Raw genomic sequence first — 15,272 nt, 5'->3', positions numbered from 1 at the left:
GATTGCAAAATAACCGAAAAACTCGGAATGTACGTTGCAAATTGAACAAAAACATAGTGTGAAGGGGGATAGAACATGAAAAAAACAATCGCATTATTACCGGGTGACGGAATTGGGAAAGAAGTAGTTGATGTGACAGTTGAGATTTTAAAAGCTGTCGCTGAACATTTTAATCATCAATTCCAATTTAACTATGGTTTGATTGGTGGTACTGCCATTGATCAAAAAGGCAAGCCACTGCCAGAAGAAACAATTGAAATTTGTAAAAAATCTGATGCCATCATTTTAGGGGCTGTTGGAGGTCCGAAATGGGATCAAAATCCTGTTGAACTTCGACCTGAACGTGGTTTACTTGCTCTGCGTAAAGAATTAGATTTATTTGCTAACTTACGCCCGATTACAACATTTGAGAGTTTGTTAGATTCTTCCCCTTTAAAGAAGGAATATGTAAATGGAGTCGATTTTGTTATCGTCCGTGAGCTAACAGGGGGATTGTATTTCGGTAAACCGAGTGAGCGAGTAGTAAAAGATGGTGAAGATGCAGTTGTCGATACGTTGTTCTATAAGAGAGCTGAAATCGAAAGGATTCTTGTTTCTGCTTTTGAGATTGCGAGTAAGCGTCGTAAACATGTGACATCTGTTGATAAAGCAAATGTTCTGGAGTCAAGTAGAGTGTGGCGTGAAGTAGCAGAAGAAGTGGCAGCTAGATACCCTGATGTTACATTAGAGCATATGTTAGTTGACAATGCAGCGATGCAGCTTATCCGCTCACCACGTCAATTCGATGTTATTGTGACTGAAAACATGTTTGGGGATATTTTAAGTGACGAAGCATCGATGATTACAGGCTCTTTAGGAATGCTATCATCTGCTAGTCTATCATCAACTGGTTTGCATTTATATGAACCTATTCATGGCTCTGCACCAGATATTGCTGGTAAGGATCAAGCGAATCCAATTGCTACAATTCTTTCAGCAGCCATGATGCTTCGCCAATCTTTTGGAATGGAAGAAGAAGCTAAGGCAATTGAAAAAGCTGTTGATAATGTCTTGAATTCAGGGGCTCGTACAGCAGATCTTGCAAATGGTGAAAAGGCTATTTCAACAACGCAAATGGCTGAAGAAATCAAAAATGCATTATCCGATGACCATGCAATTATAAATATTATAGAAGCTTACTCTTAAAATCTATTAATTAAGTAAGCTGCTAATTATAAATCCAGTGCAGGTACCAGACGTATTTGCATCAGGACCTGAGGGGTATGACAATGACGATTGTCAGCCCCTCATTTTCCATCTATTAAAGGAGGTTTATGACTATGAAGCCAAGAACGATCATAGAAAAGATCTATGACGAACATATCGTCCAACAAGAACAAGGGAAACCGGATCTTTTATATATCGACCTACACTTAATTCATGAAGTAACATCACCACAGGCTTTTGAAGGCTTACGAGAGAAAAATCGTAAAGTTAGAAGACCAGACCGGACGTTTGCAACAATGGATCACAATGTCCCGACTGTTAATCGTTTTGTGATCAATGACGAAGTAGCAAAAAATCAAATAAGTGCTTTGGAAAGAAATTGCCAGGAGTTTGGCATTCGATTAGCTGACCTTCAAAGTGAAGATCAAGGAATCGTACACGTTATTGGACCGGAACTTGGGTTAACTCTTCCTGGAAAAACAATTGTTTGTGGAGACAGTCATACTTCAACACATGGTGCATTTGGTGCTATTGCTTTTGGAATTGGGACTAGTGAGGTTGAACACGTACTAGCAACTCAAACATTATGGAGACAGCGTCCAAAAACGTTAAATATTCATATTCCTGGTAAACTTCAAAAGGGAGTAACAGCAAAAGACGTTATTCTTGCGGTCATAGGCAAATATGGTGTTCGTTTTGGCACTGGCTTTATTATCGAATACACAGGTGAAGTAATTGAAAGTTTATCTATGGATGAGAGAATGACTATCTGTAATATGTCAATTGAGGCAGGAGCTAGAGCTGGTCTTATTGCACCAGATGAAACAACATTCTCTTATATTAAAGGTAGAAAGTATGCGCCTAAAGGTGAAGAGTTTGATCGTGCAGTTGAATATTGGAAAACGTTAAAAACAGATGAAGGTGCCGAGTATGATCAAGTCATTACATTAAAAGGCGATGAAATTGCACCAATGGTTACGTGGGGAACAAATCCGGGAATGTCAGTCGGTGTTGATGAAAAAACTCCTGATTTAAATGATTTCCAAAATGCAGAAGAACTTGATGAAGCTAATCGTGCGTTTAGCTATATGGGATTACAACCAAATACGAAAATAGAAGATATTACAGTAGAGCATGTCTTTATCGGCTCATGTACAAACTCCCGCTTAACAGACTTAAGACAGGCTGCAGAAATTATTCAAAGCCTAAAAGGACATAAGGTTCCGCAAAATGTACGTGCCATTGTTGTACCGGGTTCTCAAAAAGTTAAGAAAGTAGCAGAAGAAGAAGGTCTGGATGTGATCTTTAAAGAAGCAGGCTTTGAATGGAGAGAATCAGGATGCAGTATGTGTCTAAGTATGAATAATGATGTTGTACCAGAAGGAGAGCGTTGTGCTTCAACTTCAAATCGTAACTTTGAAGGAAGACAAGGTAAAGGAGCTAGGACACATCTTGTAAGCCCTGCGATGGCTGCAGCAGCTGCATTATATGGACGATTTGTAGATGTACGTCATATTCAAGAAAATGCAGTGAGCATTTAAATCTTCATAATCGAAACGAAGGCTAGAGAACTAGTCTTTTATCCCGATCAAAACCGTCATTAGGAGGGACAGCATGCAACCTTTTACTACACATACAGGTAAAGTAGCTGTATTAAATAGAGCAAATGTAGACACAGATCAAATTATCCCAAAACAATTTTTAAAAAGAATAGAAAAAACAGGTTATGGCCGTTTTGCATTTTTTGATTGGAGATATTTAGCAGATGGCACTGAAAATCCAAATTTTGAACTAAACCAAGAGAAAAGCAAGGGAGCTACAATCTTGCTTGCAGGAGAAAATTTTGGTTGCGGATCATCACGTGAGCATGCTCCATGGGCTCTTTCAGATTATGGATTTCAGGCCATACTCGCACCATCTTATGCAGATATCTTTCACCAAAACTGTCTTAAAAACGGTTTATTACCGATATCATTAGAGCAAACAGTTTTGGATGCAATTCGTGAGAAAACAAATGATGAAGATTACGTCCTAACAATTAACCTTGGAGAACAATTAATTTCTGATAACCAAGGTTTATCAAAATCATTTGAAGTAGACCCTTACTGGAAAGATATGCTTTTACATGGAAAAGATGAAATTGACTTAACATTAAATTTCGATGAAGAAATAAATCAGTTTGAAGCGAAAAGAGCGTCATTTTTATAATGATTGCTCTTTTCTTTTTGATGTTTTTCAAAAATGTGTCTCTTTTAAATTATATTTAATTGATAGCGCAATGGAACGAACCGTCCTTATGCTTACATTAAAAAAACGACTACAATTGAAAAAGTAAGCCTTAATTTTTTATAAAGGTCCAACTTGTTTTCCATCTGCTGGATTGTTACACTTGTATGCAAAGATAGGTTGTTGGAGTTGACCATGTATGAAACAGAAAAAAAACAACATCGTATTGTTTCCAAATTTAAAAGAACGTTATCTTGATAAAGGAATGGCTCTTTTAAAAGAAAAGAAATATCATGCAGCACTTGATATGTTCGCTGAAGCAAAAAAATTAAAAGAAGACGAGGCAGAAATTCACTTAGGGATGGCTATTTGTTTAATGGAACTTGGAGAATTAAACGAGGCAAAAGACATCTGTAAAAAAATGCTCTTGGAGGATATTGGGCATTATTTTACTGTACTACAAATCTATTTAACCATCTTAATTCAACTTCGGGAATACCAGGAAGTCCAGTCCACAATTGAAGCAGTTCTTGAAGAAAATCAGCTTCCTGCTGAAAGTGCTGAACATTTTTATAAGCTATTAGAATTTAGTCGAAAAATGAATCAAAATAGCGAAGAGATCATGGAAGAGGAAGAAGAAGAAGAAAGTCATGACACGGTGTACGTAGAAGATTTATTACAAGACCCTCAAAAACAAATGGGATATGTTCATAGTTTGAGGGACCGCAATATAAATAAGCATATAAATACCCTGAGACTTCTATTAGAAGGGGAGGAAGTACATCCAACGATTAAATCGATGGTTTTGCATGTAATGATTGAGCACGGATTTGAGAAGGAAGTAACGGTCAATAAATTCGGGGAAACAATGACCGTCAATCCAGCAGAACTAAAAGATCCAGCTGATGTACCTTTTGCAAAAAAAGTATTAAATTATTTGGATGATACATTAGGTAGTGAAAATCCTACATTATTTGAAGCAGTAAAAGAATTATGGATCAGACATTTATATGTGATGTATCCTTTTTTACCACAGCCCGAAGATGTGAACTTATGGGCTGCAGCGCTACATGTAGTCGGTTATTCTCTGCATGGTATTTCAATAGAGGATGAAGAATTAGAACAGATTTATGATAAGCCTGCAACTTCCTTACAAGAAGCCTGTGAAAAAATATATAAAATAGAAGAAATTTCTTATTTTCAAATGTGAGCTATATGTTGAAAGGAATTCATTCTATGTTATAATAAAATGGTTGCAAAATAGTGATCATCGTAATTAGGGTCTTTTTTATTTTGGACAAATTGACCTTCTTTTTTATGCGAAATCCTAAGCATGTTTAGTATTCGGTTACCTTTGCCGTACATAAAAACAGGTATATGATAGTGGACGATTGTTTAAACTGGACAAGCAACCACCATTTACCTATCACTTATTCGCACAAATCATTATAGATCTTTGGAGGGACAGCAAATATGTCAGTTAAATTCGAAAAATTAGAGGGGAACGAAGGCGTTCTTACGGTTGAAGTTTCTGCAGAGGAATTCTCAACAGCACTAGATGAAGCATTTAAAAAGGTAGTTAAACAAGTTTCCATTCCTGGATTCCGTAAAGGTAAAATTCCACGTGGAATGTTCGAACAACGTTTTGGTGTAGAGTCTTTATACCAAGATGCGTTAGACATCATCTTACCAACAGCATATCCAAATGCAGTTGATGAAGCTGGTATTGAGCCGGTTGATCGTCCTGAGATCGATGTAGAACAAATTGAAAAAGGTAAAAACTTAATCTTCACTGCAAAAGTAACTGTAAAGCCTGAAGTAAAATTAGGTGAATACAAAGGTCTAGAAGTTGAAAAATTAGACGATACTGTAACTGATGAAGATGTAGACAACGAATTAAAACAATTACAAGAGCGTCAAGCTGAACTGGTTGTTAAAGAAGAAGGCGCAATTGAAAATGGTGATACTGCAGTAATCGACTTTGATGGCTATGTTGACGGTGAAGCATTTGAAGGTGGAGCAGCAGAAAACTACTCATTAGAAATTGGTTCAGGTTCTTTCATTCCAGGATTCGAAGAGCAATTAGTTGGCTTAGAAGCGGGTGCAGAGAAAGATGTAGAAGTTACATTCCCTGAAGAATACCATGCTGAAAATCTTGCAGGTAAACCAGCAGTATTCAAAGTGAAAGTTCATGAAATTAAGACTAAAGAACTTCCTGCATTAGATGATGAATTTGCTAAGGATGTTAATGAAGAGGTTGAAACTCTTGATGAATTAAAAGCTCAAACAAGAACTCGTCTTGAAGAAGCGAAAAAGTCTGAAGCTGAAAACAATCTGCGTGATACACTAGTAGAAAAAGCTGCTGAAGGTGTAGAAGTTGATATTCCTAATGCATTAATTGAGAACGAAATTTCTCGCATGATGCAGGAATTTGAACAACGCCTACAAATGCAAGGGATGAATCTTGAGTTATACTTCCAGTTCTCTGGTCAAGATGAAGAAGCTCTAAAAGCTCAAATGAAAGTTGACGCTGAGAAACGTGTGAAATATAACCTAACTCTTGAAGCTATTGCTAAAGCAGAAAACATTGAAGTATCTGATGAAGATGTTGAAGCAGAACTTGCAAAAATGGCTGAAATGTACAACATGCCAATTGAAAATATTAAACAAGCTCTAGGTGGTAACGCTGAGGGACTTAAAGAAGATCTGAAAGTTCGTAAAGCAATCGATTTTCTTGTGGAAAACAGCAAAGTTGTTGCATAATATAAAATAAAAGAACAAGGCGCGAGCAGATCGTGCCTTGTTTTATACAATCATGTTTTATTTATATTCCTTTGGGAATGATATAAGAAAGTCAATACATACATAAACATAATATAAGCAATGACATAAAGAAGCAATAAACAATAAAATTATAAATTGTTTGAAGCTTTTTCAACCTGCTCAAGGGGTATTATTATCTTTAAGAGCATAAGTTATGGTAAAATGCAGTACATACTTTTTTAACAATTGTTTTTCTTTGTTCCATCATCATCTATCTGTTTCATGTGCATTTGATAAAACAATAATGAAGAGATGGAGTACGTTTTTGAGATAAAGATATAAGGGGTGAAATAATGTTTAAATTTAACGATGAAAAAGGACAACTAAAATGTTCGTTTTGCGGAAAAACACAAGATCAGGTTCGTAAGCTAGTAGCTGGACCTGGAGTATATATATGTGATGAATGTATTGAGCTTTGCACTGAAATTGTAGAGGAAGAGCTTGGGACAGAGGAAGAAGTTGAGTTTAAAGATGTTCCAAAACCTAGGGAGATCCAAGAGATCTTAGATGAATATGTGATTGGTCAAGATAAAGCGAAAAAATCATTAGCTGTAGCTGTGTACAATCATTACAAACGTATTAACTCAAACAGCAAAATTGATGATGTTGAACTTTCGAAAAGTAATATTTCGATGATTGGGCCAACTGGTAGCGGAAAAACATTATTAGCTCAAACACTAGCTAGAATTTTAAATGTTCCGTTTGCGATTGCTGATGCTACATCATTGACTGAAGCAGGTTATGTTGGTGAAGATGTAGAAAATATTCTACTTAAATTAATCCAAGCTGCAGATTATGATGTTGAAAAAGCAGAAAAAGGAATTATTTATATCGATGAAATTGATAAGGTAGCTCGTAAATCTGAGAACCCGTCAATTACACGTGATGTATCAGGTGAAGGTGTTCAACAGGCGCTCTTGAAAATTCTTGAAGGTACAGTAGCGAGTGTTCCTCCACAAGGTGGAAGAAAGCACCCACACCAGGAATTTATTCAAATTGATACAACAAACATTCTCTTCATATGTGGTGGTGCATTTGACGGAATTGAGCAAATTATTAAACGTCGTCTTGGACGAAAAGTAATTGGCTTTGGTTCTGATAACAAAAATGCTGATCTTGATAAAAAAGCATTACTTTCCCAAGTATTGCCTGAAGACTTATTGAAATTTGGTTTGATACCGGAGTTTATCGGTCGTCTACCTGTCATTGCAAGTTTGGAGCCATTAGATGAAGAGGCTTTAGTTGAAATTCTAACAAAGCCAAAAAATGCACTTGTAAAACAATACCAAAAAATGCTTGACCTTGACGGTGTTGAACTTGAGTTCGAAGATGGAGCTTTGTTGGAGATTGCTAAAAAAGCAATTGAAAGAAAAACAGGTGCTCGTGGTCTTAGATCAATCATTGAAGGCATTATGCTGGATATGATGTTTGACTTACCATCTCGTGAAGATATCGTAAAGGCTATCATAACAGCTGAAACTGTTTTGGGAGAAACACCTCCAAAACTTGTTTTAAGTGATGGGACTGTAGTACAAGAAGACAAAAAGACATCTGCATAATTTACAAAAGGAAGCCTTAATTTGAAAGGCTTCCTTTTTTTGTTTAACTAAAACTTTCCTTAGAGTGATGTTTATTCCTTTGATACTAAGGAGATACTAGCTATAAATAACCGCTTCTACAAAAAGATGGCAAGCCAAGCTTGCCCTTTTGTCCATCTTCTGGATGTTAATCTTCTCTATACATATATAATGACAGATTAATTCTGAAAAGTAAGGTGTAATTCTATAGGGCAAAAGGAATAGAAATAGACCTCTCAAACGAAGTCAATATCAGAAAATTAATTTTTCATCGTAGCGGTAACACGACATCATGGCAGGAGGGACCAATAAATGAGCTGGACTAGTATCGCTTTGTTTATTCAATTATTTTTTGGGATTGTTATTGGGTTATATTTTTGGAACTTACTAAAAAATCAACGAACTCAAAAAATCTCAATTGATCGTGAATCTAAAAAAGAAATGGAACAGCTAAGGAAGATGAGGGCTATTAAACTTACCGAGCCTTTAGCAGAAAAAGTGCGTCCAAAGAGCTTCCAAGATATAGTAGGACAAGAAGATGGAATTCGTTCTCTACGAGCTGCCCTCTGTGGATCAAATCCTCAGCACGTTATTGTATATGGACCACCCGGAGTTGGGAAAACAGCAGCAGCACGATTAGTGCTGGAAGAAGCAAAACGTAATAAGAGATCACCTTTTGAAGAAAAAGCTGTATTTGTTGAATTGGATGCGACAACTGCCAGATTTGATGAAAGAGGTATTGCTGATCCATTAATCGGTTCAGTCCATGATCCGATTTATCAAGGAGCTGGAGCGATGGGGCAGGCTGGAATACCACAGCCCAAACAAGGTGCGGTATCAAATGCACATGGCGGTGTCTTATTTATTGATGAAATTGGTGAATTACATCCTATCCAAATGAATAAACTTTTAAAAGTATTAGAGGATCGGAAGGTCTTCTTAGAAAGTGCTTATTATAACGAAGAAAACACTCAGATCCCAACTCATATTCATGATATCTTTAAAAATGGCTTACCAGCTGATTTTCGATTAATTGGGGCAACAACGAGAACTCCAAATGAAATACCTCCAGCAATTCGTTCAAGATGTCTGGAAGTGTTTTTTAGAGATCTGGAACAAGAAGAACTCGCTATTGTTGCAAGAAAAGCAGCAAGCAGGGTAAACATGGAAGTAAATGATGCAGGCATCCACCTTCTAACGTCATATGTACGAAATGGACGTGAAGTCGTAAATTTAATGCAAATTGCAACAGGAATCGCCATGTCAGAGGATCGTAAAGAAATTACAGTTGAAGATATAGAATGGGTGATTCATTCAAGTCAATTATCTCCACGTCACGAAAAGAAAATTGAAGAAGCATCTAAGGTTGGTTTAGTAAATGGTCTCGCAGTTTATGGACCGAATACCGGAGCATTACTCGAAATAGAAGTAACTGTGATTCCTGCTGAAAAAGAAAAAGGCACAATTAATATTACAGGTATAGTTGAAGAAGAAAGCATAGGTGATCGTTCAAAATCTATTCGTCGTAAGAGCATGGCGAAAGGTTCGGTAGAAAATGTGATTACTGTCTTGCGCTCTATGGGCATTCAGGCTGCAGATTATGATATCCATGTTAATTTTCCAGGTGGAACACCAATTGATGGACCATCTGCCGGTATAGCAATGGCAACAGGAATATTTTCAGCCATTCATAAGATTCCGATTAGCAATAAAGTAGCAATGACAGGCGAAATCAGTATTCACGGCAATGTAAAGCCGATTGGTGGGGTTATACCTAAAATTAAGGCAGCTAAAAAAGCTGGAGCAGACATCGTCATTATTCCGAAGGAAAACGTACAATCGATCCTTAAAGATATCGAAGGAGTTACAATTATCCCTGTTACACATTTACAAGAAGTGTTTGATATAGCACTTGTCGATCCACCAACCGAATTACCGAATAGAATCCAAAAAAGTTCACATGACTTTCCACATCAAGAATCAGTTTAATATCTGTGTTTAACTTCTATTTAGAGACCTGCCAGCTTAAGACCATCGATTGGTCTTTATAAGAAGGGGGTCTCTAATCATGTTTGCGTATGAGAAATAAATTTTTATTCTAAATATATATTATCTATGCGGGAATTATAGTGTAAAATAGGCATTATTCTTTTCAAAAGGTACTTGAATTTTTTATACTATCAGAAAGCAAAAAGTTTTATGGATGATAGTATAACAAAACAAAGTTTGTTTAGGAGATTAGGGTATACTACCTATTGACTAAAAGTGGTTAAATTAGACACTATAAAAAGAATAAGATAGAATTGTAAAGAATGAACTATATTGTCATGGAGGTGTAAACGCATGGCGAAATCAACTACTCAAATCGTACCCCTCCTACCATTAAGAGGCTTGTTAGTATATCCAACAATGGTACTACACCTTGATGTAGGGAGAGATAAATCTGTACAGGCGTTAGAAAAGGCAATGATGGAAGATCATATTATCTTTTTAACGACACAAAAAGAGATTTCGATAGATGAGCCTAAAAAAGAAGACATTTATGAAATTGGAACATTAACGAAAATCAAGCAAATGCTAAAATTACCTAACGGGACAATACGCGTTCTTGTTGAGGGAATTGAACGTGGTAAAATTCAACGCTTTGTAGATGAAGATGAATATTACGCTGTTGAAGTTACTGTATACCCTGATTCTGAAGAGAAAAGTGTTGAAGAAGAAGCGTTAATGAGAACGATGCTTGAATATTTTGAGCAATACATAAAGCTTTCGAAGAAAATATCAGCAGAAACATATGCAACAGTCTCAGATATTACAGAACCTGGAAGAATGGCGGACATCATCACTTCGCACTTACCTTTAAAGCTAAAGGAAAAACAAGAGGTACTTGAAACCCTTGATGTGACTGAACGTTTAAATAGAGTTATTTCTATCCTCCAAAATGAAAAAGAAGTTGTCCAACTTGAGAAAAAAATTGGTCAACGTGTTAAAAAATCAATGGAGCGAACACAGAAAGAGTACTATTTACGCGAACAAATGAAGGCGATTCAAAAAGAGCTTGGTGAAAAGGAAGGAAAGCTTGGGGAAGTTTCCACACTTAAAGAGCGTTTAGATGAAGTCGGAATGCCAGTACATGTGAAGGCAGTTGCATTAAAAGAACTTGATAGATATGAGAAGATTCCTTCAAGCTCCGCTGAAAGTGCTGTTATTCGCAATTATATTGAATGGCTGATCTCATTACCGTGGACGAAAGCAACCGATGATCGTCTTGATGTAAATATAGCTGAAGAAATCTTGAACGAAGATCATTACGGGCTTGAAAAGGTGAAAGAGCGAGTGATTGAGTATTTGGCTGTTCAACAGCTGACAAACTCATTAAAAGGTCCAATTCTTTGTCTTGCAGGACCGCCTGGTGTGGGAAAAACTTCTTTAGCCAAATCAGTTGCAAAATCTTTAAATCGCCATTTTGTAAGAATTTCACTTGGCGGTGTAAGAGATGAGTCGGAAATACGCGGCCATCGACGAACATATGTAGGCGCTATGCCGGGGAGAATTATACAAGGCATGAAAAAAGCAGGAACGATAAACCCTGTTTTCTTATTAGATGAAATTGACAAAATGTCAAGTGACTTTAGAGGAGATCCTTCTTCTGCCATGCTTGAAGTATTAGATCCAGAGCAAAATCATAATTTTAGTGATCATTATATTGAAGAAACCTATGATTTATCGAAGGTTATGTTTATTGCAACGGCTAATAATCTTGCAACGATTCCAGGCCCGCTTCGTGATCGTATGGAGATTATTAATATAGCCGGCTATACAGAACTTGAAAAAGTTCATATTGCAAAAGATCATTTACTGCCAAAACAGCTCAATGAACACGGTTTGAAAAAATCCCATCTTCAAATACGTGATGATGCCATTCAAAGCATTATTCGTTATTACACAAGAGAAGCTGGTGTTCGTGGCTTAGAGCGACAACTTGCAGGTGTTTGCCGAAAAGCGGCTAAAATGATTGTTAAGCAGGAGCGTAAGAAAATCATCATAACCGATAAAAACATTGAGGAATACTTAGGGAAAAAACGTTTTAGATACGGACAGGCGGAACTGGAAGACCAAGTCGGTGTAGCAACTGGCTTAGCTTATACAACTGTAGGTGGTGACACACTATCTATAGAAGTGTCGGTTACCCCTGGTAAAGGAAAACTCATTCTTACAGGTAAGCTTGGAGATGTTATGAAAGAATCAGCTCAAGCAGCATTTAGCTATATCCGCTCCAGAGCTGAAGAGCTTCACATTGATCGTGATTTCCATGAAAAGAATGATATCCATATCCATGTACCTGAAGGAGCGGTACCAAAAGATGGCCCTTCAGCAGGTATCACAATGGCAACAGCGTTGATTTCAGCATTAACCGGTCGAGCTGTTCGTAAAGAAGTTGGAATGACTGGTGAAATTACACTGCGTGGCCGGGTGCTGCCAATCGGCGGATTAAAAGAAAAAACACTTAGTGCACATCGAGCGGGATTAACAAAAATCATTGCACCCAAGGAAAATGAAAAAGACTTAGACGATATTCCGGAAAGTGTAAGAAAAGAATTGACATTTGTCCTTGTGTCACATTTAGATGAAGTGTTAAAACATGCATTAACAGGGGAGAAAGAATGAAAGTTACAAGTTCAGAAATCGTGATTAGTGCTGTTAAGCCACAACAATATCCAGAAGGAGATTTACCTGAAGTTGCCTTAGCTGGAAGGTCTAATGTTGGAAAATCTTCTTTCATAAATAAAATGCTAGGCAGGAAAGCTCTTGCTAGAATCTCATCAAAACCAGGAAAAACTCAAACATTAAACTTTTACATCATTAATGAACAATTACATTTTGTAGATGTACCTGGGTATGGGTATGCGAAGGTCAGTAAAAAAGAGCGGGAAGCATGGGGGAAAATGATTGAAACGTATATTACTACCCGTGAGCAGCTTCGAGCCGTCATATTACTGATTGATCTTCGTCATCCACCAACAAATGATGATATGTTAATGTATGATTTTTTAAAACATTATGGAATTCCTGCGATAATTGTTGGAACAAAAGCAGATAAAATTCCAAAAGGAAAATGGCAAAAGCACGCAAAAGTTATTAAAGACGCGTTAAATATGGAAAAGTCCGATGCGTTTGTAATTTTCTCATCTGAAACAGGATTAGGAAAAGACGAAGCTTGGAAGTTAATCAGCGAATATACAGCAGAATAACAAAAAAGAGACTCTGGTTATTACCAGGTCTCTTATTTTTTACGTCTAATTATTAATAATACTCCACCAATAAGTACAAATAAAAATGGCCAATAGGTTTCAATGCTGTTCACTCCATTTTCAACAATAGAAAGAGAGCCTATTATTGTTGAGGAAAAGTGTAGGAATAGGCCGATTGCAAGTAAAATGATTCCTTGTGAATAACCAGCTTTTGTTTTTATTGCCGTTAAAAGTAGGCCAATTGAGAGAATGAATAAAAAAGAAGCAGAGTGGGTTGGCCATGATTCAACTTTTCCATATAAGGTAAAATGAAACCCAATTCCTGCTAAAATAATTCCAGGTAATATAGCATTTGAATCCTGTTCAAAATGACCGCTAATCAAAAAGGCAAATCCAAGTAATATTAATAAAAATTCCCAGCTGTTTTGCCCTTCAAATAAATGAATATTGAATTTTTGGAGTGAATAAAAAATGCCAATACCTAACAAGATAATAGCAGGTAATAGTGTGATTTTTTTCATTGTCCACCTCGTGTCAAATAATAATGATAATAATCGTACATAATAGTAAAAAACTGTCAGCATATCCAAACCAATAACTTGATTCACAGACTAATATCTGATATTGTACAGAGAGAGAAAAGTATGAGAATCGTGTCATAATGTGTAGAATACTTGTGAAGTAATACACAGACATTTGCAACAGTTTAAGTTACAAACATAAATTATCATAACATAGACTTTCAAAGACTGTTCACATTTTTTTGAAGGAATTAAAAGTAAGAGTGATATACTAATAAGTAGAGATCCTTGTACATGGGGGTGTATAAGAAAATGCATATAGTTGTAGTCGGCTTAAATTATAAAACAGCCCCTGTTGAAATTCGCGAAAAGCTCTCATTTCAACCTCATGAGCTTACAGATGCGATGAAACAGTTAAAAGAACAAAAAAGTATCCTTGAGAATGTAATTGTATCGACATGCAATCGTACTGAGATTTATGCTGTCGTTGATCAACTTCATACAGGGCGTTATTATATAAAAGCATTTTTAGCTGATTGGTTCGGATTAGACAAAGAGAAGATCTCACCTTATTTAACAATTTTTGAGCAAGACGGTGCAATTGAGCATTTATGTAAAGTTGCTTGTGGTTTAGATTCAATGATCATTGGAGAGACTCAAATCCTTGGTCAGGTTCGTTCAAGCTTTTTACAAGCACAAGAGAACCATACAATTGGAACGGTTTTCAATCAGTTGTTTAAACAGGTTATCACATTAGCAAAGCGTTCCCATTCTGAAACAGAAATCGGAGCAAACGCAGTATCTGTTAGTTATGCAGCAGTTGAACTTGCGAAAAAAATCTTTGGTGATCTTCACTCTAAACATGTTCTTATATTAGGTGCAGGAAAAATGGGAGAGCTGGCAGTCCAAAATTTACATGGCAGTGGTGTTGGAAAAGTTACTGTTATGAACAGAACTTTTCAAAAGGCAGAGCAGCTGGCAAGTCGATTTAATGGAAATGCAAAAGATATAAATGAACTTCAGTGTGGTCTAATTGAAGCTGATATCCTTATAAGTTCAACAGGTGCAAAAGACTTTGTTATTACAAAGGACATGATGACACATGTCGAGAAGATGAGAAAAGGTCGACCATTGTTTATGGTTGATATTGCTGTCCCACGTGATTTAGATCCTAAGCTTGGTGAATTAGACAGCATATTTTTATATGATATAGATGATTTACAAGACATCGTAGAAGCTAATTTACAAGAAAGAAAAGTCGCAGCAGAAAAAATTGAACTAATGATTGAAGAAGAGATTGTTCAATTTAAACAATGGATTAATACACTTGGTGTAGTACCGGTTATTTCAGCCCTTCGTCAAAAGGCATTAGCTATTCAAGCTGAAACGATGGAAAGTATTGAACGTAAAATGCCTAATTTAACTGATCGTGAAAGAAAGGTACTAAACAAACATACAAAAAGTATTATTAATCAATTACTTAGAGATCCAATCGTAAAAGTAAAAGAGCTATCCGGGGAAGCAAATGCTCAGGAATCATTAGATTTATTTATGAAAATCTTTAATATTGAAGATGCTGTTGAAGAGCAATTGAAAATAGATAAATCAGAGAATCATGAGGTTGGTGTGGACCAACAGATTTATCGTGCTTCACTTCAATCGTAAGT

The 15,272-nt window shown here is 36.5% G+C and carries 11 protein-coding genes; 10 read left to right on the top strand and 1 reads right to left on the bottom strand.

Annotation, left to right across the window (positions count from 1 at the left end):
• Positions 1-75: 75 nt before the first annotated feature.
• The 9 genes from leuB (at position 76) to yihA (ending at position 13,084) form a co-directional block, all read left to right on the top strand.
• Positions 76-1,185: a 3-isopropylmalate dehydrogenase gene (leuB, locus tag HWV59_RS20085; RefSeq protein ID WP_175639861.1), complete on the top strand. Its 1,110-nt coding sequence runs from the start codon at positions 76-78 to the stop codon at positions 1,183-1,185.
• 134 nt (positions 1,186-1,319) lie between these two features.
• Positions 1,320-2,747: a 3-isopropylmalate dehydratase large subunit gene (gene leuC, locus HWV59_RS20080; protein WP_175639860.1), complete on the top strand. Its 1,428-nt coding sequence runs from the start codon at positions 1,320-1,322 to the stop codon at positions 2,745-2,747.
• 73 nt (positions 2,748-2,820) lie between these two features.
• The gene (leuD, locus tag HWV59_RS20075) at positions 2,821-3,414 is read left to right on the top strand and encodes a 3-isopropylmalate dehydratase small subunit (protein ID WP_102230770.1); all 594 of its coding nucleotides are present in this window, start codon (positions 2,821-2,823) and stop codon (positions 3,412-3,414) included.
• A gap of 217 nt (positions 3,415-3,631) precedes the next feature.
• Complete coding sequence (locus HWV59_RS20070) at positions 3,632-4,642, top strand: tetratricopeptide repeat protein (protein ID WP_175639859.1); 1,011 nt, start codon at positions 3,632-3,634, stop codon at positions 4,640-4,642.
• 263 nt (positions 4,643-4,905) lie between these two features.
• On the top strand, positions 4,906-6,195 hold the full coding sequence (gene tig, locus HWV59_RS20065; RefSeq protein ID WP_102230772.1) for a trigger factor: 1,290 nt from the start codon (positions 4,906-4,908) through the stop codon (positions 6,193-6,195).
• Between the two features lie 353 nt (positions 6,196-6,548).
• The gene (gene clpX, locus HWV59_RS20060) at positions 6,549-7,814 is read left to right on the top strand and encodes an ATP-dependent protease ATP-binding subunit ClpX (RefSeq protein WP_102230773.1); all 1,266 of its coding nucleotides are present in this window, start codon (positions 6,549-6,551) and stop codon (positions 7,812-7,814) included.
• A 330-nt stretch (positions 7,815-8,144) separates the two neighbouring features.
• Positions 8,145-9,821, top strand: coding sequence for an ATP-dependent protease LonB (lonB, locus tag HWV59_RS20055; protein ID WP_175639858.1), 1,677 nt, complete (start codon positions 8,145-8,147; stop codon positions 9,819-9,821).
• Positions 9,822-10,175: 354 nt separating this feature from the next.
• The gene (gene lon, locus HWV59_RS20050; RefSeq protein ID WP_175639857.1) at positions 10,176-12,500 is read left to right on the top strand and encodes an endopeptidase La; all 2,325 of its coding nucleotides are present in this window, start codon (positions 10,176-10,178) and stop codon (positions 12,498-12,500) included.
• Positions 12,497-13,084: a ribosome biogenesis GTP-binding protein YihA/YsxC gene (yihA, locus tag HWV59_RS20045; protein WP_102230776.1), complete on the top strand. Its 588-nt coding sequence runs from the start codon at positions 12,497-12,499 to the stop codon at positions 13,082-13,084. The genes lon and yihA overlap by 4 nt, the downstream gene beginning before the upstream one ends.
• A gap of 32 nt (positions 13,085-13,116) precedes the next feature.
• Here yihA and HWV59_RS20040 read toward each other — a convergent pair whose 3' ends face one another.
• Complete coding sequence (locus tag HWV59_RS20040; RefSeq protein ID WP_102230777.1) at positions 13,117-13,605, bottom strand: LiaI-LiaF-like domain-containing protein; 489 nt, start codon at positions 13,603-13,605, stop codon at positions 13,117-13,119.
• Positions 13,606-13,917: 312 nt separating this feature from the next.
• On the opposite strand from HWV59_RS20040, the gene hemA reads away from it, so the two are divergent.
• Positions 13,918-15,270 carry a glutamyl-tRNA reductase gene (hemA, locus tag HWV59_RS20035; protein ID WP_175639856.1) on the top strand — a complete coding sequence of 451 codons (1,353 nt, stop codon included), beginning with the start codon at positions 13,918-13,920 and terminating at the stop codon, positions 15,268-15,270.
• Positions 15,271-15,272: the final 2 nt, after the last annotated feature.

The organism is Metabacillus schmidteae (genome assembly GCF_903166545.1).
GTDB lineage: Bacteria > Bacillota > Bacilli > Bacillales > Bacillaceae > Metabacillus > Metabacillus schmidteae.
This window is presented reverse-complemented; position numbering and strand designations above follow the sequence as displayed.